Genomic DNA, 26,131 nt, shown 5'->3' with positions numbered 1-26,131 from the left:
CATGCTTCTTCAAGGAACACATCGAATTGGTCGTATGGCCATGCTGTTGGCACTTGCGGATGAGAATGAAAGTCCCGTATTATCTATTCCGAAAGGTTGGAAATATTGTACTGGGAAAGTTGGTTCTATGAATTCGCAAAAAGTAGTAGCAGCAATGGAAACAGCGGCTAAGAGCAACCGAGTTATTGAAACAGATGTTTACAGAGAAACACATGCACTTTATCATGCAATTATGGAAGCTTTGTACGGAGTGACGAGAGGTCAAATTCAGTTAGCAGACGTTCTTCGTACAGTAGGACTTCGCTTTGCGATTGTGCGCGGTACACCATACGACGGAAAAAAAGAAGGCGAATGGGTTGCTGTTGCACTTTATGGAACGATTGGTGCACCTGTAAAAGGATCTGAGCATGAGGCGATTGGTTTAGGAATTAATCACATATGATTTGCCCATAGTCTATTAGTTAGAAGGGGGCCTTATTTTTTAGGACAGAAGTCTGTCTTAAAAAGATAAGGTCCCCTTTTGCCTTTATAAGGAGGAAAAAGAATGATTACGTTAACAGGACACACATTGACAGTTGAAGAAATGAAGAGGTTGTTACTTGAAGGTGAAGGTGTAACAGCTTGCCCAACTAGTATGCAAAAAGTGGCAGAGTGCCGCGAAGTTGTCGAGAAAATTGTAGAGGACGGAAAAGTCGTTTACGGTATTACAACTGGATTTGGAAAGTTTAGTGATGTACTTATTCAAAAAGATGATGTAAAAGCACTTCAACACAACTTAATTCAGTCACATGCGTGCGGAATAGGCGATCCATTCCCTGAAGAAGTATCACGCGGTATGTTGATTTTACGAGCTAATACGATGTTAAAAGGAGTATCGGGTGTTAGACCACTTGTTGTAAACATGCTTCTTGAGTTTGTAAATCGTAAAATTCATCCAGTCGTTCCGCAACAAGGATCACTAGGAGCGAGCGGTGATTTAGCACCTTTATCTCATCTTGCTCTCGTTTTATTAGGTGAAGGTGAAGTGTTCTACAAAGGAAAACGAGTTCATGCGATGGTTGCTCTTACAGAAGAAGGACTTGAACCTATTGAACTTGAAGCAAAAGAAGGTCTTGCGTTAATCAATGGTACGCAGGCAATGACAGCGCAAGGGGTTCTTTCTTATATAGAAGCTGAAGCAAGTGCTTATCAATCAGAATTAATTGCATCGATGACAATGGAAGGATTACGCGGCATTATTGATGCATTCGATGAAAATGTTCATAAAGCGCGTGGTTATAAAGAGCAAGTCGAAGTGGCAAGCAGAATTCGTGATATTCTTCATGATAGTAAACTTGTGACAAAACAAGGAGAACTTCGTGTACAAGATGCATATTCACTTCGTTGTATCCCGCAAGTTCACGGTGCTTCTTGGCAAGTTTTAAATTATGTGAAAGAAAAATTAGAAATTGAAATGAATGCAGCAACAGATAATCCACTTATTTTTGATGGCGGTGAAAAAGTAATCTCTGGTGGTAATTTCCACGGACAACCAATTGCATTTGCAATGGACTTCTTAAAAGTAGGGATGGCGGAGCTTGCAAATATTTCAGAGCGCCGTATTGAACGCCTAGTAAATCCGCAATTAAATGACTTACCACCATTTTTAAGTCCAGAACCAGGACTTCAATCAGGTGCCATGATTATGCAATATGCAGCGGCTTCACTCGTTTCAGAAAATAAAACGTTAGCACATCCAGCGAGTGTAGATTCAATTCCGTCTTCAGCTAACCAAGAAGATCACGTAAGTATGGGAACAATCGCTTCACGTCATGCGCATCAAATTATTCAAAATGCAAGACGTGTTCTTGCAATTGAGATGATCTGTGCGATGCAAGCAGCAGAATATCGCGGAATTGAAAACATGAGTACAGTTACAAAAACGTTCTATCATCAAGGTCGTCAGCAAGTGCCTTCTATTACAAATGACCGTATATTCTCAACGGATATTGAAAATATCGCGCATTGGTTAAAAACGAATTATTCAATAAAGGAAAGATTGGATGTAAATGCAGCACTATAAAACGAGAAAAGGGAGAGATTGAAATGGAAAAAGTACAACAAACAATTCGTGCGGCAAGAGGTACTGAGTTACAAACGAAAGGATGGGTTCAAGAAGCTGTACTTCGAATGTTAATGAACAATTTAGATCCTGAAGTAGCTGAAAAACCAGAAGAATTAGTTGTATATGGCGGAATTGGCCGTGCAGCTCGTAATTGGGAAAGCTACCATGCAATTGTTGATTCATTAAAAACGTTAGAAAACGATGAAACGTTACTTGTTCAATCAGGAAAACCGGTAGCAATTTTTAAATCACATGAAGATGCGCCTCGCGTTCTTTTAGCGAACTCAAACTTAGTACCGAAGTGGGCGAACTGGGATCACTTCCGTGAACTAGAGAAAAAAGGTCTTATGATGTACGGACAAATGACAGCGGGTAGCTGGATTTACATTGGGACACAAGGGATTTTACAAGGAACATATGAAACATTTGGTGAAGCGGCACGTCAACATTTCGATGGTTCATTAAAAGGTACTGTAACGATTACTGCTGGTTTAGGTGGCATGGGTGGCGCACAACCGCTTGCTGTAACGATGAACGGCGGTGTTGTAATTGCTATTGATGTAGATAAGCGTAGTATCGATCGTCGTATTGAAAAGAGATATTGTGATAAGTATACAGAATCATTAGAAGAAGCATTGGCTATTGCAAACGAATATAAAGAGAAGAAAGAGCCTATTTCAATTGGATTATTAGGTAATGCAGCAGAAATTTTACCTGAGTTAGTAAACCGTAATATTATCCCTGACTTAGTTACGGATCAAACTTCTGCCCATGATCCATTAAACGGTTATATTCCAGTAGGTTACACAGTAGAAGAAGCAGCGAAGCTTCGTGAAGAAGATCCAGAACGTTACGTACAATTATCAAAAGAAAGTATGAAAAAACATGTAGAAGCAATGCTTGCAATGCAAGAAAAAGGCGCGATTACATTTGATTACGGAAATAACATTCGCCAAGTTGCTTTCGATGAAGGATTAAAAAATGCTTTCGATTTCCCGGGATTCGTTCCAGCATTTATCCGTCCATTATTCTGTGAAGGAAAAGGACCATTCCGCTGGGTAGCACTTTCTGGTGATCCAGAAGATATTTATAAAACAGACGAAGTTATTTTACGCGAGTTCGCGGATAATGAGCATTTATGTAATTGGATTCGTATGGCACGTCAGCAAGTTGAGTTCCAAGGTCTTCCATCACGTATTTGTTGGCTTGGTTATGGTGAGCGTGCGAAATTTGGCCGCATTATTAATGAAATGGTGGCTAATGGTGAATTATCAGCACCGATCGTTATCGGCCGTGACCATTTAGATTGTGGATCAGTAGCATCTCCAAACCGTGAAACAGAATCTATGAAAGACGGTAGTGATGCAGTAGCAGACTGGCCAATTTTAAATGCATTAATTAACAGTGTAAACGGTGCAAGCTGGGTGTCTGTTCATCACGGTGGTGGCGTTGGTATGGGTTATTCACTTCACGCTGGAATGGTTATCGTTGCAGATGGAACAGAAGCAGCGGCAAAACGTATTGAACGCGTATTAACTTCTGACCCTGGTATGGGTGTTGTTCGTCACGTTGATGCAGGCTATGACTTAGCGGTTCAAACTGCGAAAGAAAAAGGCGTTAACATTCCAATGATGAAATAAGGAGGAAGAAACATGCTGGACACTTTACTAATAAATATCGGTCAATTACTAACAATGGATCAAGAAGATGGCTTGTTAAGACGGGAAGCGATGAATACGCTTCCTGTTATTGAAAACGGTGCGGTTGGAATTGAAAATGGTGTAATTACTTTCGTTGGAACAGCGGAAGAAGCTAAAGGATTACAAGCAAAAGAGGTTATTGATTGCGGTGGGAAAATGGTTTCTCCTGGTCTTGTTGATCCACATACTCATCTTGTATTTGGTGGATCTCGTGAAAATGAAATCGCGCTAAAACTACAAGGAGTTCCGTACTTGGAAATTTTAGAACAAGGTGGAGGTATTCTTTCAACTGTAAATGCAACGAAACAAGCGTCGAAAGAAGAACTTGTTCAAAAAGCTAAATTCCATTTAGACCGTATGCTATCTTTCGGAGTTACAACTGTAGAAGCGAAGAGTGGTTACGGATTGGATGATGAGACAGAATGGAAACAATTAGAGGCAACTGCACAATTACAAAAAGAGCATCCAATCGATTTAGTTTCAACATTTTTAGGTGCTCATGCAGTTCCGAAAGAGTACAAAGGAAAATCGAAAGAATTTTTACAATGGATGCTAGATCTATTGCCAGAAATGAAAGAGAAGCAATTAGCTGAGTTCGTTGATATTTTCTGTGAAACAGGTGTGTTCTCTGTAGAAGAATCAAAAGAATTTTTATTAAAAGCGAAAGAGCTTGGCTTTGATGTGAAAATTCATGCAGATGAAATCGACCCTCTTGGTGGTGCGGAAGCAGCGGCTGAAATTGGTGCAGCATCAGCGGACCATTTAGTTGGCGCTTCTGATAAAGGAATTGAAATGCTTGCGAATTCTAATACAGTAGCAACTTTATTACCAGGAACAACTTTCTATTTAAATAAAGAAAGCTTCGCACGCGGCCGCAAAATGATTGATGAAGGTGTTGCAGTTGCTTTAGCTACAGACTTTAACCCAGGTAGCTGTCCAACTGAAAACATTCAGCTTATTATGAGCATTGCGATGCTGAAACTGAAAATGACACCAGAAGAAGTTTGGAATGCGGTAACAGTGAACTCATCTTATGCCATTAATCGAGGCGATGTAGCTGGGAAAATTAGAGTTGGTCGTAAGGCGGATTTAGTTTTATGGGATGCTTATAATTACGCTTACGTACCGTACCATTACGGCGTAAGTCATGTAAATACAGTATGGAAGAATGGGAATATCGCATATACAAGAGGTGAACAATCGTGGAGCACGGCCACTATTTAAAGAAAAATGCAAAGTTTATCGATCGTGAAGTGACGAAGTGGAGCGAAATGATTAAAAATTGGGAGGAAGGTGTGGAAATATTCGGTGCTGCCTTAATTGGAGCGCCCCTTTCTAAACCATCTATTAGTCATTCAGGAGCATGTTTTGCACCAAAAACAATTCGTTCAATGTTGGATGCATATAGCACGTACGCAATTACAGAAGAACACGATATGAAAGAAAGTGTTCTTCATGATTGTGGTGATATTACGATGCATGTGACAGATATAAAAGAGAGTCATAACCGAATTGCGAAAACAGTTGGTCACTTGACGAAAGTAAATCCGAAAATGATACCAATCGTTCTTGGTGGTGACCACTCGATTAGTTTTCCGAGTATAACTGGTTTTGCAAATAGTAAAGGGAAGGTCGGTATTATTCAATTTGATGCCCATCATGATTTACGTAATTTAGATGATGGTGGTCCATCAAATGGTACACCGTTCCGTAGTTTGCTAGAAAATGATGTGATTACAGGAAAACAGCTCGTTCAAATTGGGATTCGTAATTTTTCAAATGCACGAGCGTACCATGAATATGCAAAAGAGCATGGCGTGACAGTGTATACAATGAAAGATGTAAGAGAGCGAAAAATAAAAGATCTTATTTCAGAAAGTATTGAAGTATTAAGAAAACAAGATGTGACTTCTATTTATATTTCTCTTGATATGGACGTACTAGACCAAGCGTTTGCGCCGGGCTGTCCAGCAATTGGCCCTGGTGGGATGGATAGTACAACTTTACTTGATGCAATTGAATTCCTTGGTAAAGAGCCACTCGTTCAAGGGATGGATATAGTAGAGATTGATCCAACTCTTGATTTTAGGGATATGACGAGTAGAGTAGCTGCGCAAGTGATTATGAGTTTTCTTTTAGCGCGAGAAACGATTAGTAAACAGGTTAGTATATAAGCGAAGGATCGTGTGTGAAGTTTTGAAGCAACCATTTTTGTCATTATATAAAAATACATCGCTACTTATATGTAGTGATGTGTTTTTTTTGTTTTACAAGGTATATAAAATTGGAGAAAATGGGTGTAGAAATGTAACAAAATCGCGGGTTTTTTAGTGTTTCTGTACAGCCTGAATTTTTATGTGTAAATAAATTGACATAGAAAATAATTTTGTGATATTATAAAAATTTTGCTAAAAAAATAAATGTGTGTTAAGATTGAGAAGGTTACCATATATGGAGGTGGATTATTTGTTTCAAATTGGCGATAACATCGTTTATCCAATGCACGGAGCAGGTATAATTAAAGCCATAGAAGAAAAGGAAATCTCAGGAGAAAAAAGACAGTATTATGTTATAAAAATGTCGGCTAGTAATATGGAAGTAATGATTCCTATGGGGAAAATATTGAGTTCAAATATACGACCAGTTACAGATATAAAGGCATTAACAAACATAATAGATATTTTTCAGCATGGGGAATCAGATAGATTACTTACGTGGAAACAAAGGTATAAATTGAACACTGATAAAATAAAAACGGGTAAAATACAAGAAGGTGCTGAAGTTGTACGTGATTTATTACGTATGCAGAAAGAAAAAGCACTTAATGCAAGCGAAAAGAAAATGTTAGATAACGCACATGAATTTTTGATTAGTGAGCTGGGATTAATTGAAGGTATCACAGAAAATCAAATAAAAAGCTTTTGTTAAGATTCATTGTAGATAATGTATTACATCCCAAAAAAGATCTTGAATTTTTTGGGAATATAATTATAGAAAATCAATCATTTCAAAGACATTCAACTCTTTCAAACCACTTTTAGAGCATTAACCTCTTTTGTTATTACTACAATTTAATCCATTTTTATTTTTTAATTTCTTTTACGAATGTTCGAAGTTTAATTAAATAACTCGATAAAATAGTTACTTGATTTTTGCAATCCTGATTCACACTGGCACGGACGAGGAGCCGTAAGGATGAAAGAGAGGTAGGGCTTTCATTGTTTTAGGTATATAAGTTATTATTTTTAGAAGAATACTGAACCACTCCCACTTCTATTGTTAAGAGATTTTCCATATGTGAGGAGATAATAATTGTTTATTTTCTTTATTTAAAAGAGATAAACGAATTGTTAGCCTTATATGGTCAACTAAAAAAGGTTTCCTACTTAGGAAACCTTTTTAATTTTATTTATTCCATTTCAGGATATTTTTGTTTTGTTAGTTATCGGGAAAAAGTAAACAAATGTTATTCCATTACGATAATAGGTTTAATCGTTTTTCCTGTTTTAGAATCTTCAAATGCTGGAGCAATTTCTTCAAAAGAATAGAATTGTACAAACTTATCGAATGGGAATAGTCCTTTTTGATAGAAATTAATTAATTTTGGAATGAATAGTTGTGGTACTGCATCACCTTCAACTACCCCTTTAATTGTAATAGCTTTTACGACAATTTCATTTGTTACGTTTAAAGTTAAATCCTTTTTACCAACAGCAACAGTTGCCATTGTACCTTTTACTCGTAAGCATTGAATGGATTGCAGTGTAACAATATTTACGCCAGTTGTTTCAAATGAGTAATTAGCTCCACCGTTTGTAATTTCTTTAATTTTGGCAACTGGATCTTCGTTTAAGCTATTAATCGTGTGTGTAGCCCCTAATTCCTTCGCTAATTCTAAACGACTATCATGAATATCAATGGCAATAATTGTAGTACATCCAGCAATTTTAGCTGCCATTAAGCCACTAAGGCCAACAGCACCGGTTCCAAATACAACTAGGCTACTACCTGGTTTTGGCTGTAATGAATTTAGGATCGTACCGCTACCAGTCATAATTCCACAACCAAGTGGTCCTAATAAACGTATATCAACATCTTTTGGTACTTTTACAGCATTATTCTCATTAACAACGGCATGGTATGCGAATGAAGATTGGCCGAAGAATTGAGAAATGTCATTATTGTTAAGATCGTGTATAGGTGTTACATGGCGTTTGTTTTTTCCAGAGAAGTTTAATTCAATCATATTTTCGCAAGCGGCAGCATTACCATCTAAGCAATTTTCACAATGACCACAGTAAGAAAATCCAAGTACAACATGGTCACCAGGTTTAACCGATGTTACATTACTTCCCACTTTTTCTACGATACCAGAACCTTCATGTCCTAAAACAACTGGTTTTGGTGTTGGCATTGTACCGTCTAAAACTGTTGCATCTGTATGACATATACCCGAAGCGATAATTTTTACTAATACTTCATCGTCTTTAATCTCGTCTAAGTATACTTCTTGCATATTAAAATTTTTTTCAGGTGTAGAAACGATAGCTTTTGTTTTCAATGTTATCCTTCTTTCTAAAAGTTAAATAAGAAAAAATACTTTCAACTATCTAGGAGTCTTTTATTAGTTCCTAAAATTTCGTTGGTATAATTAAAAAACAAATGAATTATTGAAACCTCGTTAGTGTAAGTTTGAACATAGTACATTGGAAACAGGTTCTTTTTGGTTAGTAAATAGTTAAATAATTAATTACCAATATATTCTATAGTAATAAAACTAGAAAAAAAGAAAACATCCACTTAATAAGTATTTTCCTCATCCACTTACTGGACATTAGAATAAACAGTAGATTCTTGAATTTCAGAACCCTTAAAGTTAAAAACGGTTAGTTTTATTATACGAATATTCCTACGTAAGAGCGTATAAATTGACGTTACTATCTAAAAGTAAGTATGATGCGATTATAGTTAGATTTTTTTAGGGGGAAGAAAAATGACAAGTTCGAATAATAAAGCGGCAAGTATTTATGAAGGAACAAATATAAACGCTTGGGGGTCTTTTGAAAATATTGAAGAAACGAAGTTATTTCATCCGATTCAAATTGGATCTTGGTCTCTTCGTAATCGCATAGCGATGGCACCGATGACGAGATGTTTTGCAAATAATGAGACTGGAGTCGTTGGTGCTGATGTAGTCGAATATTACCGAAAACGTGCTGCTGATGGGATTGGACTAATTATTACAGAAGGAATTGTCATTAGCCCGAGAGCAAAAGGGAATCCAGGAGTACCAGGTATTTATACACAAGCGCAAGTCGATTCTTGGAAACCTGTTACAGAGGCAGTACATAAAGAAGGCGGAACGATTATTGCTCAAATATGGCATGTTGGACGTATGAGTCATCACGAAATAATTGGTGATCAAATGCCGCAAGCACCTTCTGCTATTGCTGCGGAGGGGAATGTTCCGCGTTTTCGTAAACCGTTTGATACACCAGAAGCAATGACAATAGAAGAAATAAAAGAAGTTATCGGTCAATATGCACAAGCCGCAAAGAATGCGATAGAAGCTGGATTTGATGGTGTAGAAATTCACGGTGCACACGGATATTTAATTGACCAATTTACTTATGAATTTGCGAATAAGCGTATTGATAAATACGGCGGTGACTTAAAACAAAGGTTAACGTTTATGAAAGAAGTTGTTCAGGCTGTAATTGAAGCAGTTGGAGCTGATAAAACGCTTCTTCGCTTCTCTGCCTTTAAAGGTGATAATCCTACTTATATGTGGGAACATCCTGAACTTGCAATTGAAACGTTTGTAAATATGTTTAAAGAAGTTGGATTAACGATGATTCACCCTTCAACGATGAATTATACGCAAGTTATTGCTGACGGCAAGAATTTTCATCAATTAGTAAGAAAGTATTGGGATAGTACTATCGTAGGAGTAGGTAATTTGAATCCGAAAGAGGCAGAAGAAGCACTGCAAGAAGGAACAATTGATGTAGCGGCGTTCGGAAGACCATTAATCGCTAATCCAGATTTTGTTCAGCGAATTAAAAATGCTGAAAGTTTGGTTGAATATGACGCGAAAGAGCATCTTGCTACGTTAGTGTGAATAAGGATAAAAAGAGAACACATGGAGTGTTCTCTTTTTATTATGGAATTTCATATATAGGGGGAAGCGGAATGAGTGAAGCGCTACTCATTATTATTAGTATATTGCTCTTTTTGATGCTACTTTTAATTGTCTTTTTTATCATTACATTTTTTATTAAAAAACGGACGCATCATTCTATATTAAAACTGCATCCATACTTAGGTAGAATGCGCTATTTACTCGAAAAAATAGGCCCGGAATTTCGGCAATATTGGTTTGATCATGATACTGACGGAAAGCCCTTTTCGCGCTACGATTTTCAAAGTGTTATGTTTCTAGCAAAATACCGTTCTGAAATACTTGGTTTTGGATCAAAACGAGATTTTGAGGAATCTGGCTATTATATTGCTAATACATTATTCCCCACATTAACAGATGAATTAAGTGTGAATCTCACGCAAGAACGTGAGGGGAAAAAATATATGATTCATAAAGAAGGGTTATTTTCAAGAAGAGAAAAATTGACAGCGGATACAACAAACCTTTGGTTGTATGAAGAAGAAGATGCAATTATAGTGGGCGAAAATCGTAAATATCCATGGAAACTGTATGGGATGTTTGGAGCGTCAGCGACATCTTACGGTGCGATTGGAGAAAATTATATTTTATCAGCTGGGTTTGGTGCAAAAATGGCAGGTGGTTCGTGGATTAATACTGGGGAAGGGGGCGTCATTCCAGAACATTTACATACGGGTGCAAATATCGTTGCCCAAATTGGTCCGGGATTATTTGGATACCGTGACGAGGACGGGAATTTTTCGATGAAGGAATTTATGGAGAAGGCGAAAGAAAGTAATATTAAAGCGTTTGAATTGAAATTTGGGCAAGGAGCAAAAATACGTGGTGGTCATTTAGAAGGACAGAAGGTAAATGAGAAAATCGCTTCCGTTCGGAAAGTACGAGAAGGAGAAACGATTAATTCGCCAAATCGTTTTTCATTTATTAGTAGTGCCGCAGAGGCTTTATATTTTATTCAAGATTTACAAGAAAACGGTGGTAAACCAGTGGGCATGAAAATTGTAATTGGTCAACAGAAGCCTTTGGAAGATTTATTAAAAGCAATGAAAGAATTAAACATCTATCCAGATTTTATTACAATCGACGGTTCAGAAGGTGGATCAGGGGCAACATATAAATCGATGGCAGATAGTATGGGGCTGCCGCTTATACCGGCATTACTTACATTTATTGATACAGCAAATCATTACGGTGTCAGGGATAAATTAAAGGTGTTTGCCTCCGGGAAATTAATCACGCCAGATAAAGTGGCGATTGCTTTAGCTATCGGTGCAGATGCCGTAAATTCAGCACGCGGATTTATGATGGCAAGCGGTTGTATTATGGCACTTCAATGTAATTCAGGGCAATGCCCATCTGGGGTTGCAACCACGAATCCACACTACCAAAAAGCATTAGATCCGTATGAGAAAAAATGGCGAGTAATGAACTATGTTATTAGTATGAGATATAGTTTGTTTTCATTAGCGGCAGCAGCAGGGGTAAAGAGCCCGCGCCATTTAACGAGAGAGCATATTGTGTTTAAAGATGAGATGGGGAAAGTAGTTCCACTTTCGGAATTGTTTCCTTCCGTAATTGGGAAGTGAATATGTAGCTGAACAAAAAATAATCAAAAAAGTCATACATTTGTATGGCTTTTTTGGTTATGGGAAAAGTAGAAATTTATTACATGGATGTTCCCGTTTTTCGGTTGCTCTTTTTCAAACAAATTATTTGATGGAGATGAGTTGTCAGAATATTGTTTTTGATGAAAAAATGAAACGATATCTGCATTGACAATAAAAACTAATTAGACTATAATAAATCTCGAATTCAAGATATTTTTTGAAGGATAGTCAAAATCATAAAATCAATATTTAAAATATAATCATAAGAACTGTAGTTTTTTTTGTGAATTATCTCGAATTCGAGATAATTTTTGAACTAAATGAAATGTGTTAGTTTTTTAGAGAGATACCTCAATTTTGTAAAAGATAGTATTGCGGATTGAACTTTATCATATGGACAAAATGAATAATGAATTTTAGCGAATAAACGTTTTTTGTAATGAAATAAAAAAAGGGGTGGAGAAAGTGGAAAAGAAAACGATGGGAATTCATCACATTACAGCAATCGTAGGTCACCCACAAGAAAATGTAGATTTTTATGCAGGTGTATTAGGATTGCGTTTAGTAAAACAAACAGTGAATTTTGATGATCCAGGTACGTATCATCTTTATTTTGGTAATACAGGAGGAAAGCCTGGAACAATTATTACGTTTTTTCCATGGGCAGGTGCTCGTCAAGGTATTATTGGGGACGGTCAAGTAGGCATTACGTCTTATGTCGTACCAAAAGGTACAATGGAGTTTTGGGAAAATAGATTAGAAAAATTCGACGTACCGTATACAAAAATGACTCGGTTTGGAGAACAGTATATAGAATTTGATGATCCACATGGTTTGCATATAGAATTAGTTGAAAGAGAAGAGGGCGAATTAAATAATTGGACTTTTGGGGAAGTTACGCCAGAAGTAGCAATTAAAGGATTTGGCGGTGCTGTTCTTTTATCTGCACAACCTCAAAAAACTGCTGAATTGTTAGAGCATGTTATGGGTCTTGAGAAAGTAGGAGAAGAGGGAGAGTTTATGCGGTTCCGTTCTTCTGCTGATATTGGAAATATTATCGATTTGAGATTATCAACAATTGGACGTGGGCAAATGGGTGTTGGTACAGTTCATCATATTGCTTGGAGAGCGAGTGATGATGCTGATCAATTAGACTGGAAAGAGCATGTGTCTCGCTTTGGATATGGTGTAACCCCTGTACAAGACCGAAACTATTTTAACGCAATTTATTTTAGAGAACACGGCGAAATCTTATTTGAAATTGCAACAGACCCTCCTGGTTTTGCCCATGACGAATCTTTAGAGACGATGGGTGAGGAGTTAAAATTACCGGATCGATATGAACAACATAGAAAACAAATTGAACAGACACTCTTACCATTTGAAGTGAGAAATCTAGATTAAAGTGATTGAAAGGGGAAAAGGAATATGATGAAACATGTTTTTCAAAAAGGAAAAGATACGTCAAAACCAGTGTTGTTATTGCTTCATGGTACAGGAGGAAATGAATTAGATTTATTACCGCTTGCAGAAAGAATTGATCGGGAAGCTTCTGTATTAAGTGTTCGTGGAAATGTATTAGAAAATGGGATGCCTCGTTTCTTCCGCCGATTAGCAGAAGGTATTTTTGATGAAGAGGATCTTGTTTTCCGTACGAAGGAATTAAATGAATTTTTAAATGAAGCAGCAAAAACATATGAATTTGATAGAGATAATATCGTAGCTGTTGGGTATTCAAATGGAGCAAATATTGCGGCGAGCTTATTATTCCATTACGAAAATGCATTAAAAGGTGCAGTCCTTCATCACCCAATGGTGCCTAGAAGAGGAATACAATTACCTAATTTAGCAGAGAAATTCGTATTTATCGCTGCTGGAACAAATGATCCAATTTGTTCACCTTCTGAGTCAGAGGAATTGAAGATGCTATTAGAAAATGTAGATGCTAATGTAACAATGCATTGGGAAAATAGAGGACATCAATTAACGATGAATGAAGTAGAGAAGGCAACAGAATGGTATGAAAAAATATTTTCACATGCATAAATAGTAGACTAAATCGAGTGTAAAATCATAAAGATTTTATACTCGATTTTTTTGTTGTAATTTAAGGGGTTAAAAGAGAATAGGAAAGTTATGTTAAAATATAAAGAAAATGTAGAATAATGGAGGGGGACTATTAGATGTCAAACTACGAAAATGAAGAAATGCTAACGGGAGGGAATGTCTCAAACGTATATCGTTCGGAAGATACTGTTCGACGAGAATTAAAGAAAGGCAGTACCCGAATTCATAAGCTATTAAACCATTTGGAAAACAAAGGTTTTAGTTATGCACCAAAGTTTTTAGGTATTGATGATAAAGATAGAGAGATATTATCATTTATTGAAGGAGAAGCTGGTAATTACCCTTTAAAAGAGTACATGTGGTCTAATGATGTTTTAAAAGAAATAGCGAAGATGCTCCGTCTTTATCATGATGCTGTGAGTGATTTCCCGTTATCAGATGATTGGAAACCGATGGATAATACTCCAAATAAAATAGAGGTTGTATGCCACAATGATTTTGCAATATACAACATTATTTTTAATAACGAAAAACCAGTAGGTATTATTGATTTTGATGTTGCTGGTCCTGGACCAAGACTTTGGGACATAGCCTATACTCTTTACACTTGTGTCCCATTAAGTAGAGTTTATTATAAGGAAACAGGTGCGGCGGTTTATTATAATTCATTACAGCATGCAGACCGCATAAAGCAAAGAGTTAAATTGTTTTTTGAGTCCTATAAAAGTGATGGCATCGCCGAGGATTATTTGGAGATGGTACTTCTACGATTAGAAGGATTATGTAAATACATGAAAAGAAAAGCACTAGAAGGCGATATGAACTTCCAAAAGATGATAGATGAAGGGCATCTTGAACATTATGAAAATGATATTCAGTTTATTCGTAAACATGGAAAAGAGTGGATTTAATAAAATAAATCGTATACAAAAATAAAGCTCAGAGTCATATAGGGACTTTGAGCTTTTTAACGTATTAGTGTAGATGTTTTCCACAATAACCCGACTACTTATAACAGATGTCTTTTACTATATTAATGTAGCATAGTTAAGAGTTTGTTACAGGCTGAGCTGTAGCAATCGGTAATTGGATATCGACAGTTGTTCCTATGTTTAATTCACTGGAAATGAATAATTTTCCGTGATGCTCTTGAATGATTTTATAGCACATCATTAAGCCAAGGCCAGTTCCTTTTTCTTTCAAGCTATAAAAAGGTTCGCCAAGACGAGCCATGCGCTCTTCAGGAATCCCACAACCTTCATCCATAATGCGTATTGAAACAAAATCATTTTCTAACGAAGCTGTTTGAATGAATATGTTACCACCAGCAGGCATCGCCTCGATTGCATTTTTTAATATGTTAATCAAAACTTGTTTTAATTGATTACTGTCACATTGAATGTCAGAAATATAATCGAAATGATCCATGATGATATGAACGCTATGCATAACTGCTGTTGGTAAAATAAAAGTTACAACTTCTTCAATTAATGTTTGTACGTTGCATGTATGAATAGATAACACTTGTGGTTTAGACATCGCCATAAATTGGCTTGTTATAGATTCCATTTGTGAAATCTCACTCAACATAACGTCCACATACCATTTATTTTCCTCATTTATTTCTGGATGTAATAACGTTAAAAATCCTTTTAATGAAGTGAGCGGGTTTCTAATTTCATGGGCAATTCCGGCTGTCAGTTGTCCTACTACTGCAAGTTTTTCGGATTTCCGTAATAACTTTTCAGTTTCTTTTAGTTCGGTAACGTCTCTTCCCATCACTATAAGACCTTTGCGTGAGCCATCAGGATGGAAGAGTGGGACTTTTGAAATGCTTAAAACTAAGTCGAAATCATTTCTATGTATAATAAATTCCTCTCCGTGAAGAATTTGTCCTTTTTGCCATGTTAGTTCATCGACTTCTTCACAATGCAAAAAAGATTCGCGGTATGCTTCGTTATATTGAATGAGTTCATTATCTTTTTTTCCATGATAAGGAACGTTATGGAAATTGAAACAAGAAAGCGCATAGTCATTCGCTTCAAGCCAGCGTCCTTCATGATCCTTAAAAATAACAAATGCAGGCATTGAATTCATTAATGTGCGTAATCGTTTCTCACTCTCTTGTAATACTTTCTCAATTCTTTCTGATTTTTCAAGGGGTTTCATAATGGCGTATACACCTGTTAAACGGTTTTTAACAAAAATAGGAACTAATTTTGTTACGACATCTAGTAAATATCCGTCTTTATGATAAATAGAGACGATATACTCTTTTTGATTGTCAGCTGCAGCATTTTTTATGTATTGTAGCACTTGATCAGAAATATGTGCTTCTAAAATAGAAGTGATTGTTTTTCGCTCTAATTCGTTAGAAGTATAACCTAATATTCTTTCCGCAGAGGGGTTAATATGTAAAATAACTCCTTCTAAATTCAATGAAATAATACTATCAGGGTTATGTTCAAAAAGAGATGCATACATTTCTGCTAAAGAACGATTTTGTATATGGTTTCGCAGGCGTCCAGATACGTTCGGATGACGCTTTTTTTGAGTAGATGAATATTTTTTACGACTCATAATATTTCCTCCGTACAATTAGCATCTAAAAAAGATGGATCTATTAATAACTATAATATAGGTGTGACGTTTATTTCTATAAAAAATGGAAATTACAGAATAAATTTTCTTTTTTTATTATTAGTGGAAGGTATAAAAGGTAGTAATAAGAGAATCTTATATTGCTTAATTAATTTTCTGTAAGTTACATGAATGTGTTTTCGTTATACGATTAGACTAGAAGAGGGGGAAGGAATATGAAAAATTATATTCAAGGAATTGATCATGTACAAGTAGCTGCGCCCGTAGGATGTGAAGAAGAAGCGCGAGAATTTTATGGTAATAAAATTGGAATGGAGGAAATTCCAAAGCCGGAGGAATTAAAGAAGCGTGGTGGGTGTTGGTTTAAGTGTGGAAATCAAGAGATTCATATCGGAGTTGAGCAAAACTTTAATCCAGCTTTTTATGTTTTAAAAATTGATGAATTTAAACAAGAGTTAATAAAGCAAGATGTTGAAGTAATAGATGATCATGCGCGACCAGATATAATCAGATTTTACGTGTCAGATCCGTTTGGAAATCGAATTGAATTTATGGAAAATAAAAACTAGGTGAAGGTCCACCTAGTTTTTTACACTTTTCTAAACAATCCTAATACTTCAACAGTCTCCGTAATATTAACGAATGCATGAGGATCAATTTCCGAAATCGTTAGTTTCATACTTGCTAATTCTTCACGTGAAACGACTGTCATAAGTACACGTTTTTTCTCGTTTGAATAAGCACCTTCACCATCAAGTAACGTAATTCCACGTACTACAGTTGAAAGAAGCTTTTTTTTCATTTCTTCTGCTTGATTTGTTACAATCATAAGTGTAACTTTACGATGTTTCGTATGAACGGCATCAATTACTTTACCAGTTACATAAATTGAAAGTAAGCTTGTAAGGGCAACATCCCAAGTGAAGAAAAATCCTGCAATGACAACAACAACAGTATTTAATGCAATAAGGAATCCACCAAGTTTAATATCTCGCTTACGAGATAACAACATACCGATAATATCAAATCCACCAGTTGAACCATGGCAGTTAAAGACAAGACCAATACCAGCTCCGGCGATGACACCGCCAAATACAGATGATAAAAGTGGATCTGTTGCTACGACTTTTACTGGAACATAGTATAATGCAACAGATAATACAATTACAGAAACAACCGTGTTAAAAATTACTTTTTTTCCAAGACCTATGTATCCTAAAATAAGGATAGGTAAGTTCAATACAAAGTTAATAATACCTGTGTTTACAGGGGTTACAATCCCTAAAATAATAGCAATTCCGCCAATTCCACTACTTAAAATTTTATGGGGGATAAGGAAAAGATTAAAGGCAATTGCGATAATAATAGAACCAAAAATAACACCAAGAAATCTGACCATCTCTTTCCCGTCCTTCACTAAATAATCATATTATTTCAAGATTATATATGAAATTGAAAGTTTTTTGGGAAAACAGTTTATTTTGGAAAATTAGATTAATCTAAATAGTTCGAGTGTTTGATAAATTGGGAGGGGATACAGATATGAAGATAGCGACGTATCAACAGAAGAGTCCTTTAAAACAAGAGTGTGAGGATTCATTTTTTTGTAATGAAGATAAAATGATTTACGGTGTATGCGATGGAGCAACACCGTTAGTTCCATTTTGTGATGAAGAAGGACATAATGGAGCATACATCGCTTCACATTTATTTGCAAGTCATTTTACTTCGCTACGAGAGATCAATAGTTTACAAGGTGAAGTTGCAAAGGCGAATGAATTATTGCAAAACAAGATGCTAGAGTACAAGGTTGATACGAGAAAAAAAGACCATCTGTGGTGTACATGTATTGCAGCAGTTCAAATAGAAGGCGATAAACTTGAATATGCACAATTAGGTGATTGTATGATCGTTGCAATACTTCAGGATGGAGCGATAAGAGTATTAACGAAAGATACAGTTAAGGGAATTAGTAAACGCGCAAAAAAGAAGAGGGAAGAGGATCGTAAAAAAGGATTACCAGTCCCGGAAGAACACGTTTTTCAAGATGTTCGGGAGCAGTTAAAATACAATCGCTATCTTGCAAATATGCCAAACGGCTATTCAGTTGCAAATGGGATGAAAGAAGCTATGGATTATTTACAATATGGTGAATTACAGGTAGCTGAAGTAAGTGGGATTTTTATTTGTTCAGACGGATTGTTTCACCCAGAATGGTCGTTAGAACAAACTGTAGCATATATAAGAATGAATAGTATAAAAGAATATGTAGCAATCATTGAAAGGTTAGAAGGAGAAAATAGAATAAGACCAGATGATAAAACAGTTATTATGATCGATTTGTAAGAGGAGGATGTTCATATGGAAATTAAATGTGCAAATTTAACGTTTCAAAATGAGTTAGTTCCTTTAGAAAAAGTAAATAAACTGATTATCCACCATACGTCAGAAGATGGCTGGGATGTGTATAAAACTCACGAATTTCATCAAAAGGTAAGAGGATGGAGCGGGATTGGTTACAATTATTTTATTGAAGAAGATGGAACTGTAGTCGAAGGACGAGGTTTACATATTGGAGCACATGCGAAAGATAATAATAGTAATACAATTGGAATATGTATGACGGGAAATTTTGATAAATATGATCCAACTACTGCACAAATGAATTCATTATATTCTTTATGTAAAATGTTTATGAAGCAGTTTGCCATAGAGAAAGGGAATATACTCGGCCATAGGGAGTTAGAAGGGGTTACAAAAACTTGTCCAGGAAATCGCTTTTCTATGGTAGAGTTAAGAAAAGTATTATCTTAAATATAGAGGAGTAACTCATGATGATGAACATAAAAATACCGACTGATAAAAAAGAAGAGCTTGTAGCACAAATTCAGCAATTTTTCGTTGAAGAAGATTTAGATGAAATTGGACGTTTCCAAGCAGAACGTTTAATAGAGGAAATGATTAAATTAGTTGGACCATTTGCATACAATCAAGCAATTGGAGATGCAAGAAAGCTTGTAAGTGAGAAATTAACGAATATTGAAGAAGACTTGTATGTGTTAGAGAAGAATGAAGGGAAATAAAAAAAGACTAGAAATTCTAGTCTTTTTTTATTTGATTAGCAGAAAAAAACATGGAGAAAACACGGAAAGGACATTGGAAGTACATCTTTTGTTTTTAGAATATTCTTAGTTTTAAAATATTTTAGAAAGGAAGATTGTAATGAGATTAACTCCAAGAGAAATTGATAAACTGCTGGTAGTTGTTGCGGCTGATTTAGCTTATCGACGAAAGGAGAGAGGGCTTAAGTTAAACTATCCAGAAAGTATCGCTATTATTACGTATGAAATTTTGGAAGGAGCAAGAGATGGTAAAAATGTAGCGGAATTAATGGAGCTTGGAAAAAATATTTTAAGTGCTGAAGATGTTATGGATGGTATTGCAGACATGATATCAGATATTCAAGTTGAGGCAACTTTTCCTGATGGAACAAAATTAGTAACTATTCATCAACCAATTCATTAAAGGAAGTGAATGTTATGATTCCAGGGCAATATATCCTTGCGAAAGAAGACATAGTATGTAATGGAAATAAAAAAGAAACGAAAGTTAAGGTGTTAAATCAGGGAGATAGACCGATTCAAATTGGATCCCATTACCACTTTTATGAAGTGAATGAGGCGTTAAAGTTCAATCGTAGTGTAGCAATTGGACAACATTTAAATATTCCAGCGGGTACAGCGGTAAGATTCGAGCCTGGGGATGAAAAAACGATTGAATTAGTTCCGTACTCAGGGAAGCAAGAAGTATATGGATTTAAAAATAAAGTGGATGGCGATATTGAATCTTATAAAAAAAGAGGGAGATAGCATGAGTTTTAAGATGTCACGTAAACAATATGCTGATTTATATGGTCCAACTACAGGAGATTCTATTCGTTTAGCGGATACACAATTATTCGCACATATTGATCGAAATTACACCGTATATGGTGATGAAGCTGTCTTTGGTGGAGGAAAATCAATTAGGGATGGTATGGGACAAAATTCGCAACTTACAAGGGAACAGGGTGTTGTGGATGTTGTTATTACGAATGCAATTATTATTGATTATACAGGAGTATATAAAGCGGATATTGGTATAAAAGATGGAAAGATTTCAGCAATTGGTAAGAGTGGTAATCCTTCAGTTATGGATAATATTGATATCATCATTGGAACATCAACGGAAGTAATTTCTGGCGAACGAAAAATCGTTACAGCTGGAGGTATTGATACACACGTGCATTTCATATCCCCACAACAAATTGATACAGCATTAGCTTCAGGTATAACAACTTTAATTGGTGGAGGAACAGGACCGGCAGAGGGTACTAAGGCAACTACAATAACGCCTGGATCTTGGAATTTAAGAAAAATGCTAGAGGCAGCAGAAGCTTTTCCTATAAATATTGGGTTTTTAGGGAAAGGAAATAGTTCAAGTTTACCTGCCCTGGAAGAACAAATATTTGCAGGAGCTATTGGATTAAAAATTCATGAAGATTGGGGAGCGACTTCTTCAGCAATTAATCACTCGTTACAGATTGCTGATAAATATGATATTCAAGTTGCTATTCATACTGATACGTTAAATGAATGTGGTTTTGTGGAAGAAACGATAAAGGCTATTGATAATCGTGTTATTCATACGTACCACACTGAAGGGGCTGGTGGTGGGCATGCACCAGATATTATAAAGATTGCTGCACTGAATAATATTTTACCTTCTTCAACGAACCCGACCTTGCCATATACAGTGAATACGTTGGATGAACATTTAGATATGCTCATGGTATGTCATCATTTAAAAGCAAATATTCCAGAAGATGTAATGTTTGCGGATTCAAGGATTCGAAAAGAAACAATTGCGGCAGAGGATATTTTGCAAGATTTAGGGGTTTTCAGCATGATTAGCTCTGACTCGCAGGCGATGGGAAGGGTTGGAGAGGTTATTATTCGCAATTGGCAAACCGCCGATAAAATGAAAAAGCAGATTGGTAGTTTAGAGGGAGATAAAGAGTATAACGATAATAATAGAATTCAACGCTATATAGCTAAGTATACAATTAATCCAGCTATTACACATGGGATTTCAGAATATGTCGGCTCTATTGAAGCTGGGAAATATGCAGACCTTGTAATATGGGATCCACAATTTTTCGGTGTTAAGCCAGATATGGTTTTGAAAAACGGGATGGTAGTGATGGCATTAATGGGAGACGAGAATGCTTCGATCCCCACACCACAACCATATTATGAAAAAAAGATGTTTGGTGCATATGGAAAAGCGGTACAGTCAAGTTCGATTACATTTGTATCTAAAGTAGCTTATGAGAATAATATTAAAGAAAAATTAGGTTTAAATAAAGTTGTATTACCTGTTAGAAATACGAGAGAGATTTCTAAGCAAGATATGAAGCTGAATAATGCAACACCAGAAATTGAAGTAGATCCGCAGACATATGAAGTTAAAGTTGATGGACAAGTTATTACGTGTGAAGCAGTAGATGTATTACCTATGGCTCAAAGATATTTTTTATTTTGATATAACGGAGGAGATAAAATGATTATTGAAAAAATTAATAACAACGTATGCAATATGAATGATTTTGCAAATACAAAAAAGCATCTTGATAGAATATTGATTTCTAGTGAGCTTTTACTAAAGAGGGTTCAGAAATTATATTCAGAATCTGGTTTTGAAATTGGGGTGTCTTTAGATAATGGAGAAACATTAAAGAACGGTGATATTTTATATGAAGATGAACATCGTATTGTATATATTGAAGTGTTACCAGAAGAGGTAATTGTAATTACTCCAACGTCAATAAAAGAAATGGGAATTATTGCGCATAACTTAGGAAATAGACATTTGCCAGCACAATTCGATGAAGGGTGTATGATTTTGGCGAACGACTACTTAGTAGAAGATTTACTCAAAAAGGAAGGTGTTCCTTATCAAAAAGAAAATAGAGTATTACCCAAACCGTTCAAGCATGCTTCACACAAACATATTTAACCTACTTAACCTACTCCAAATTAGTGATTCGAACTTCCCAACAGGAAGTTTTAGTCACTCTTTTGGATTAGAAACATTTATTCAAGAGGGACAAGTTACAAATAAAGGCGAATTTTTCAAATGGATTAATCGATATGTAAAAGTGCAATTAACACACACGGACGGCTTAATTTGCAAATATACTTACGAAGCCACTAAGAATAATGATGGAAAACAAATTACATTTTTAGATGATTTAATAACAGCACAAACATTGCCTTTTGAATGTAGAAGAGCAAATAGAATGATTAGTAAAAGTACTTCTAAACTATTGTGTGAACTGTTCTCATTTGCAAATTTAAATATATACAAAGAAGATGTTATGGGTAATAAATTACAAGGTCATCCGAGTATCGTATACGGAATATTAGGGGCGGAATTGAAAATGACAATAGAAGAAACGCTCTTAGTTTTCTTATATTCAAGTGTTGGAAGCATAATTCAAAATGGTGTGAGAGCCATTCCTCTTGGACAAACAGATGGTCAAAAACTATTACAAGAATGCCATGAATTGATCTGTGAATCTATTGATAGAATTCAAATACTTTCATTAGAGAATTTTGGATTGAATGATCCTGAATTCGAAATAAATCAAATGCAACATGAAGATGTAAATGTAAGAGTCTTCATGTCATAGGGAGGGAAAATAAAATGATAAAACCTATTAAAATTGGTATTGGTGGCCCCGTAGGTGCTGGGAAAACAATGTTAGTTGAAAAGTTAACAAAATATTTAAATACAGATTATGAAATTGCAGCAATTACAAACGATATTTATACGAAAGAAGATGCAAAGATTTTATTGAAAACGGGTGTTTTACCAGAAGATAGAATTATTGGTGTAGAGACAGGAGGGTGTCCACATACAGCAATTCGAGAGGATGCTTCTATGAATTTTGAAGCAATTGAAGAGCTCATGATTAGACATAGTAATTTAGATATTATTTTTATTGAAAGTGGGGGTGATAATTTAGCTGCCACATTTAGTCCAGAGCTAGTGGATTTTTCAATTTATATTATTGATGTAGCACAAGGAGAAAAGATTCCTCGTAAAGGTGGACAAGGAATGATCAAATCTGATGTATTTGTGATTAATAAAACGGATTTGGCACCTTATGTAGGGGCTGATCTTGGAGTTATGGAGCAGGATACGAAAAATTACCGACATAATAAACCATATTTTTTTACAAATTTGAAGGATGAGGAAGGCTTACAGGGATTAATAAATTGGATGCGACAAAACATCATGTTAGAAGGATTGAAGAAATGAAAGCCCCTACAGGTGTCTTAAACATTGATGTGATGGAAAAGAGACATAAAACGGTACCTATTAAGGTTTATCATAAAGATGCCTTAAAAGTAACGCAGCCAATATATTTGGACGATTATGGTAGAGCATATTACTATATCATGAATTCTGGTGGAGGTTATTTAAAAGGAGACTTCTATTCTATAAATATAAATGTTCATGAAGATGCGAAAACATATATAACAAGCCAATCAGCAACGAAAGTTTACAAGACTCCAAATAGTTATGCTTTGCAAGAATTGAATGTTTATATTGGTGAAAATGCTGTTATGGAGTATTTACCAGATCCGTTGATTATGTACAAGGATGCAGCATATAAGCAAAAAACAAATATATATATGCAAAATAATTCTACATTGATTTTATGCGATTCAGTTACGCCTGGTTGGTCTCCAAATATGGAGAAGTTCACATACCAGTATTTTGATTCGCTAACAAAAATATATATGGAAAACAAACTTGTAGTTTACGATCATCTATTGTTAAACCCTTTCAAAGAGTCGTTAGATCAAATGGGAATATTAAATCAATATTCCCATTATGGTACTTTCATGGTTATTAATGAGAACATTACAAATGATTTAATTGCAGCATTGAAAACTTCGCTTTCTAACACTAACAATATGAAGATTGGAATATCTTCTATGCCATGTAAAGGCTTTGTCATACGCATACTTAGTCATAATACAGAGGATATGGAGTCTATATTTTTTCAGTGTCATCGTTTTGTTAGAGAGAATTGTCTGCATGAAGAATTAACATCCTATCGAAAATATTAAGTAGGAGAAGGGGATACTATGACTAATGTGGGATTATTATTTGTCGGTGCAGTTCTATTTATGAATGCACTAGCAGCTTTTAAACTCATTGATAGCAAAAGTGTAGGGTACTTCAATTTATTTGTAGGGGCATTACAAACTTTGACACCATTATATTTATTATTTACAGGAAGTCAATCTAATGAGTGGACTATCCTATCTAATGGAACTATTTTTTTATTTGGTTTTACTTATTTATATGTTGGCCTTACGAATATATTAGAACTTGATTCTTCAGGTGTAGGTTACTATTCTCTTTGGGTTGCTATTATTGCAACGGTTATGGGAATAGCGAATCAATTACATGAGAGTGGAAGTCTACAAAGTACAATAATTTGGTTCTTTTGGGCGTTCCTTTGGTTTTTATTTTTCCTGCAAGATGGGTTGAAAAAGAAGATTCATATTTATGTAGGGATTGTTTGCTTCATTGAATCTTGGATTACTGCAACGATACCAGCCCTGTTAACACTTACAAATCATACAGGCATGTTAAATGATTTTGTAATTATTTTAGTGACTATTATAACGATTGTAGTTTTTATTATGGCACTTTTCTTTTTCAAGAGTATTCAATCTAAAGTAGAAAGGGTTAGTAACTATGTGGAAAAGTGAACTGAAAAAAGCAACTAATTTTTTTGTTATTATTATATTTCTTCATGTGCTTGGAATTCTCTTATTATTACCTGCACTGTATAAAGGCAATAGCATAATTGGAATGGCTATTATTGCATATTCTTTAGGATTGCGTCATGCGTTTGATAGTGATCATATTGTCGCAATTGATAATACTGTTCGGAAATTAATTGAAAAAGGTAAAAACTCACAGGGGGTGGGGTTTTACTTCTCATTAGGACACTCTACTGTAGTATTTGTGATGATCGTATTAATTGCTTTAATTGGAAAAACAGCAAAACATGGAATGGAGAGTTTTTCTACTATAGGCGGTATTATCGGCACAATTGTTTCTAGTACATTTCTTATTATTATTGGGCTTACCAATCTGTTGTACCTTATTAAAGTGTTACGAAGCCAAGAGGATAAGCAACCAGAAAACTTAGGATTTATATATCGTTTCACGCAGCGCTTATTTAGGTTTATTGATAGTCAAAAGCAATTGTATATGATCGGTTTTTTATTTGGGCTTGGTTTTGATACAGCAAGTGAAATCGGATTAATTGCTCTTTCTACAGTAACTGCAACAAGTCAATCTATCCCGCTTGTAAGTATATTTGCTTTTCCCATTTTGTTTGCTGCAGGAATGTCGTTGATGGATACATTAGATAGTACATTCATGAATACGAATTATAAGTGGGCAATGGAAAATAGTCGAATTAGAAATTCATATAACGTATTAATTACCTCAATATCTGTTATAACGGCTTTTTTAATAGGGGGTTATCAACTATTATCTTTACTTATTGAAAGCTATAATTTACAGGGACCGTTTTGGAATCTCATTCAGGTAGTTAATTTTGATTATTTGGGTATATGTCTTGTTGTATTCTTTATTATTTCTCTTATTGTTTTTGCTGTATGGAATAGAAATGCATTTAAAGAACCACTTACAAAGAGTATAGAGAAATAAAAATATACCGTGTGATATTTGGTTAATTATGTATATAAACTGAAATAAAAAACACGTTAGATGA

27 protein-coding genes are annotated in these 26,131 nt (G+C 35.3%); 24 read left to right on the top strand and 3 right to left on the bottom strand.

Going from position 1 to position 26,131, the window contains the following annotated elements; all coding sequences use genetic code 11:
• The first annotated feature begins 1 nt into the window (after position 1).
• The 6 genes from hutP to MKX37_RS17600 all read left to right on the top strand — a co-directional run bounded on the left by hutP (position 2) and on the right by MKX37_RS17600 (position 6,732).
• A complete protein-coding gene (gene hutP / locus MKX37_RS17625) occupies positions 2–442 on the top strand; it encodes a hut operon transcriptional regulator HutP (RefSeq protein WP_000926519.1) in 441 nt (146 codons plus the stop codon).
• 102 nt (positions 443–544) lie between these two features.
• The gene (gene hutH / locus MKX37_RS17620) at positions 545–2,062 is read left to right on the top strand and encodes a histidine ammonia-lyase (protein WP_002033511.1); all 1,518 of its coding nucleotides are present in this window, start codon (positions 545–547) and stop codon (positions 2,060–2,062) included.
• A 23-nt stretch (positions 2,063–2,085) separates the two neighbouring features.
• On the top strand, positions 2,086–3,744 hold the full coding sequence (gene hutU, locus MKX37_RS17615) for a urocanate hydratase (RefSeq protein WP_078422184.1): 1,659 nt from the start codon (positions 2,086–2,088) through the stop codon (positions 3,742–3,744).
• A gap of 12 nt (positions 3,745–3,756) precedes the next feature.
• Positions 3,757–5,028: an imidazolonepropionase gene (hutI, locus tag MKX37_RS17610; RefSeq protein WP_002128543.1), complete on the top strand. Its 1,272-nt coding sequence runs from the start codon at positions 3,757–3,759 to the stop codon at positions 5,026–5,028.
• Positions 5,007–5,978 (top strand): formimidoylglutamase, encoded by a 972-nt coding sequence (hutG, locus tag MKX37_RS17605; protein ID WP_002128542.1) that lies wholly within the window; start codon positions 5,007–5,009, stop codon positions 5,976–5,978. The genes hutI and hutG overlap by 22 nt, the downstream gene beginning before the upstream one ends.
• A 292-nt stretch (positions 5,979–6,270) precedes the next feature.
• The gene (locus tag MKX37_RS17600; RefSeq protein ID WP_170935206.1) at positions 6,271–6,732 is read left to right on the top strand and encodes a CarD family transcriptional regulator; all 462 of its coding nucleotides are present in this window, start codon (positions 6,271–6,273) and stop codon (positions 6,730–6,732) included.
• A gap of 538 nt (positions 6,733–7,270) precedes the next feature.
• Here MKX37_RS17600 and MKX37_RS17595 read toward each other — a convergent pair.
• Positions 7,271–8,365 (bottom strand): NAD(P)-dependent alcohol dehydrogenase, encoded by a 1,095-nt coding sequence (locus tag MKX37_RS17595; protein ID WP_078422183.1) that lies wholly within the window; start codon positions 8,363–8,365, stop codon positions 7,271–7,273.
• A gap of 432 nt (positions 8,366–8,797) precedes the next feature.
• Here MKX37_RS17595 and MKX37_RS17590 point away from each other — a divergent pair, with 432 nt between their 5' ends.
• The 5 genes from MKX37_RS17590 to MKX37_RS17570 all read left to right on the top strand — a co-directional run bounded on the left by MKX37_RS17590 (position 8,798) and on the right by MKX37_RS17570 (position 14,570).
• The gene (locus tag MKX37_RS17590; protein ID WP_002128540.1) at positions 8,798–9,925 is read left to right on the top strand and encodes an alkene reductase; all 1,128 of its coding nucleotides are present in this window, start codon (positions 8,798–8,800) and stop codon (positions 9,923–9,925) included.
• Positions 9,926–9,996: 71 nt separating this feature from the next.
• A complete protein-coding gene (locus MKX37_RS17585) occupies positions 9,997–11,571 on the top strand; it encodes an FMN-binding glutamate synthase family protein (protein WP_002128539.1) in 1,575 nt (524 codons plus the stop codon).
• Between the two features lie 486 nt (positions 11,572–12,057).
• On the top strand, positions 12,058–12,996 hold the full coding sequence (locus MKX37_RS17580) for a ring-cleaving dioxygenase (protein WP_002167825.1): 939 nt from the start codon (positions 12,058–12,060) through the stop codon (positions 12,994–12,996).
• Between the two features lie 27 nt (positions 12,997–13,023).
• On the top strand, positions 13,024–13,638 hold the full coding sequence (locus MKX37_RS17575; RefSeq protein ID WP_002128536.1) for an alpha/beta hydrolase: 615 nt from the start codon (positions 13,024–13,026) through the stop codon (positions 13,636–13,638).
• A gap of 137 nt (positions 13,639–13,775) precedes the next feature.
• Entirely contained in the window at positions 13,776–14,570 is a 795-nt protein-coding gene (locus MKX37_RS17570; protein WP_033729858.1) for a phosphotransferase, read from the top strand.
• A 136-nt stretch (positions 14,571–14,706) separates the two neighbouring features.
• Here the strand turns inward: MKX37_RS17570 and MKX37_RS17565 are convergent, their stop codons facing one another.
• A complete protein-coding gene (locus MKX37_RS17565) occupies positions 14,707–16,239 on the bottom strand; it encodes a BA3702 family sensor histidine kinase (RefSeq protein ID WP_078178571.1) in 1,533 nt (510 codons plus the stop codon).
• 236 nt (positions 16,240–16,475) lie between these two features.
• On the opposite strand from MKX37_RS17565, the gene MKX37_RS17560 reads away from it, so the two are divergent.
• Positions 16,476–16,829, top strand: coding sequence for a glyoxalase (locus MKX37_RS17560; protein WP_078422182.1), 354 nt, complete (start codon positions 16,476–16,478; stop codon positions 16,827–16,829).
• Between the two features lie 20 nt (positions 16,830–16,849).
• Here MKX37_RS17560 and MKX37_RS17555 read toward each other — a convergent pair whose 3' ends face one another.
• A complete protein-coding gene (locus MKX37_RS17555; protein WP_000251329.1) occupies positions 16,850–17,659 on the bottom strand; it encodes a YitT family protein in 810 nt (269 codons plus the stop codon).
• A gap of 143 nt (positions 17,660–17,802) precedes the next feature.
• Here MKX37_RS17555 and MKX37_RS17550 point away from each other — a divergent pair, with 143 nt between their 5' ends.
• The 12 genes from MKX37_RS17550 to MKX37_RS17495 all read left to right on the top strand — a co-directional run bounded on the left by MKX37_RS17550 (position 17,803) and on the right by MKX37_RS17495 (position 26,067).
• On the top strand, positions 17,803–18,606 hold the full coding sequence (locus MKX37_RS17550; RefSeq protein WP_078422181.1) for a protein phosphatase 2C domain-containing protein: 804 nt from the start codon (positions 17,803–17,805) through the stop codon (positions 18,604–18,606).
• A gap of 15 nt (positions 18,607–18,621) precedes the next feature.
• Positions 18,622–19,074 carry a peptidoglycan recognition protein family protein gene (locus tag MKX37_RS17545; RefSeq protein ID WP_002146292.1) on the top strand — a complete coding sequence of 151 codons (453 nt, stop codon included), beginning with the start codon at positions 18,622–18,624 and terminating at the stop codon, positions 19,072–19,074.
• Between the two features lie 17 nt (positions 19,075–19,091).
• Positions 19,092–19,343 (top strand): DUF2164 domain-containing protein, encoded by a 252-nt coding sequence (locus MKX37_RS17540; protein WP_002087817.1) that lies wholly within the window; start codon positions 19,092–19,094, stop codon positions 19,341–19,343.
• A 139-nt stretch (positions 19,344–19,482) separates the two neighbouring features.
• A complete protein-coding gene (locus tag MKX37_RS17535) occupies positions 19,483–19,785 on the top strand; it encodes an urease subunit gamma (RefSeq protein ID WP_001241327.1) in 303 nt (100 codons plus the stop codon).
• A 14-nt stretch (positions 19,786–19,799) separates the two neighbouring features.
• Complete coding sequence (locus MKX37_RS17530) at positions 19,800–20,129, top strand: urease subunit beta (protein ID WP_002128527.1); 330 nt, start codon at positions 19,800–19,802, stop codon at positions 20,127–20,129.
• 1 nt (position 20,130) lies between these two features.
• Positions 20,131–21,843 carry an urease subunit alpha gene (gene ureC, locus MKX37_RS17525; protein ID WP_002128526.1) on the top strand — a complete coding sequence of 571 codons (1,713 nt, stop codon included), beginning with the start codon at positions 20,131–20,133 and terminating at the stop codon, positions 21,841–21,843.
• An 18-nt stretch (positions 21,844–21,861) separates the two neighbouring features.
• Positions 21,862–22,317 carry an urease accessory protein UreE gene (locus tag MKX37_RS17520; protein ID WP_000582803.1) on the top strand — a complete coding sequence of 152 codons (456 nt, stop codon included), beginning with the start codon at positions 21,862–21,864 and terminating at the stop codon, positions 22,315–22,317.
• Positions 22,295–22,993 carry an urease accessory protein UreF gene (locus MKX37_RS17515; protein WP_002128524.1) on the top strand — a complete coding sequence of 233 codons (699 nt, stop codon included), beginning with the start codon at positions 22,295–22,297 and terminating at the stop codon, positions 22,991–22,993. The genes MKX37_RS17520 and MKX37_RS17515 overlap by 23 nt, the downstream gene beginning before the upstream one ends.
• A 14-nt stretch (positions 22,994–23,007) precedes the next feature.
• Positions 23,008–23,625, top strand: a complete 618-nt coding sequence (gene ureG, locus MKX37_RS17510) for an urease accessory protein UreG (protein ID WP_000594929.1) — start codon at positions 23,008–23,010, stop codon at positions 23,623–23,625.
• Positions 23,622–24,443, top strand: a complete 822-nt coding sequence (locus MKX37_RS17505; protein ID WP_002087810.1) for an urease accessory protein UreD — start codon at positions 23,622–23,624, stop codon at positions 24,441–24,443. Before ureG ends, MKX37_RS17505 begins: the two co-directional genes overlap by 4 nt.
• Positions 24,444–24,461: 18 nt before the next feature.
• Positions 24,462–25,094: an AmiS/UreI family transporter gene (locus MKX37_RS17500; RefSeq protein WP_002087808.1), complete on the top strand. Its 633-nt coding sequence runs from the start codon at positions 24,462–24,464 to the stop codon at positions 25,092–25,094.
• Positions 25,081–26,067 (top strand): HoxN/HupN/NixA family nickel/cobalt transporter, encoded by a 987-nt coding sequence (locus MKX37_RS17495; RefSeq protein WP_002128522.1) that lies wholly within the window; start codon positions 25,081–25,083, stop codon positions 26,065–26,067. The genes MKX37_RS17500 and MKX37_RS17495 overlap by 14 nt, the downstream gene beginning before the upstream one ends.
• Positions 26,068–26,131: the final 64 nt, after the last annotated feature.

This window comes from Bacillus sp. FSL R5-0709 (assembly GCF_038004785.1).
Classification (GTDB): Bacteria; Bacillota; Bacilli; order Bacillales; family Bacillaceae_G; genus Bacillus_A; species Bacillus_A mycoides.
Note: the sequence above shows the minus strand (reverse complement) of the source record. Positions and strands in the feature narration are given on the sequence as shown.

Coding starts and splice junctions, on each gene's coding strand:
- MKX37_RS17555 (WP_000251329.1), bottom strand. CDS start 17,659: ATGGTCAGATTTCTTGGTGTTATTTTTGGTTCTATTATTATCGCAATT.
- MKX37_RS17545 (WP_002146292.1), top strand. CDS start 18,622: ATGGAAATTAAATGTGCAAATTTAACGTTTCAAAATGAGTTAGTTCCT.
- MKX37_RS17575 (WP_002128536.1), top strand. CDS start 13,024: ATGAAACATGTTTTTCAAAAAGGAAAAGATACGTCAAAACCAGTGTTG.
- MKX37_RS17560 (WP_078422182.1), top strand. CDS start 16,476: ATGAAAAATTATATTCAAGGAATTGATCATGTACAAGTAGCTGCGCCC.
- MKX37_RS17570 (WP_033729858.1), top strand. CDS start 13,776: ATGTCAAACTACGAAAATGAAGAAATGCTAACGGGAGGGAATGTCTCA.
- ureC (WP_002128526.1), top strand. CDS start 20,131: ATGAGTTTTAAGATGTCACGTAAACAATATGCTGATTTATATGGTCCA.
- MKX37_RS17535 (WP_001241327.1), top strand. CDS start 19,483: ATGAGATTAACTCCAAGAGAAATTGATAAACTGCTGGTAGTTGTTGCG.
- MKX37_RS17495 (WP_002128522.1), top strand. CDS start 25,081: ATGTGGAAAAGTGAACTGAAAAAAGCAACTAATTTTTTTGTTATTATT.
- MKX37_RS17530 (WP_002128527.1), top strand. CDS start 19,800: ATGATTCCAGGGCAATATATCCTTGCGAAAGAAGACATAGTATGTAAT.
- hutU (WP_078422184.1), top strand. CDS start 2,086: ATGGAAAAAGTACAACAAACAATTCGTGCGGCAAGAGGTACTGAGTTA.
- MKX37_RS17585 (WP_002128539.1), top strand. CDS start 9,997: ATGAGTGAAGCGCTACTCATTATTATTAGTATATTGCTCTTTTTGATG.
- MKX37_RS17500 (WP_002087808.1), top strand. CDS start 24,462: ATGACTAATGTGGGATTATTATTTGTCGGTGCAGTTCTATTTATGAAT.
- MKX37_RS17550 (WP_078422181.1), top strand. CDS start 17,803: ATGAAGATAGCGACGTATCAACAGAAGAGTCCTTTAAAACAAGAGTGT.
- MKX37_RS17565 (WP_078178571.1), bottom strand. CDS start 16,239: ATGAGTCGTAAAAAATATTCATCTACTCAAAAAAAGCGTCATCCGAAC.
- hutI (WP_002128543.1), top strand. CDS start 3,757: ATGCTGGACACTTTACTAATAAATATCGGTCAATTACTAACAATGGAT.
- MKX37_RS17505 (WP_002087810.1), top strand. CDS start 23,622: ATGAAAGCCCCTACAGGTGTCTTAAACATTGATGTGATGGAAAAGAGA.
- MKX37_RS17540 (WP_002087817.1), top strand. CDS start 19,092: ATGATGATGAACATAAAAATACCGACTGATAAAAAAGAAGAGCTTGTA.
- ureG (WP_000594929.1), top strand. CDS start 23,008: ATGATAAAACCTATTAAAATTGGTATTGGTGGCCCCGTAGGTGCTGGG.
- hutH (WP_002033511.1), top strand. CDS start 545: ATGATTACGTTAACAGGACACACATTGACAGTTGAAGAAATGAAGAGG.
- MKX37_RS17515 (WP_002128524.1), top strand. CDS start 22,295: ATGCTTCACACAAACATATTTAACCTACTTAACCTACTCCAAATTAGT.
- MKX37_RS17520 (WP_000582803.1), top strand. CDS start 21,862: ATGATTATTGAAAAAATTAATAACAACGTATGCAATATGAATGATTTT.
- hutP (WP_000926519.1), top strand. CDS start 2: ATGCTTCTTCAAGGAACACATCGAATTGGTCGTATGGCCATGCTGTTG.
- MKX37_RS17590 (WP_002128540.1), top strand. CDS start 8,798: ATGACAAGTTCGAATAATAAAGCGGCAAGTATTTATGAAGGAACAAAT.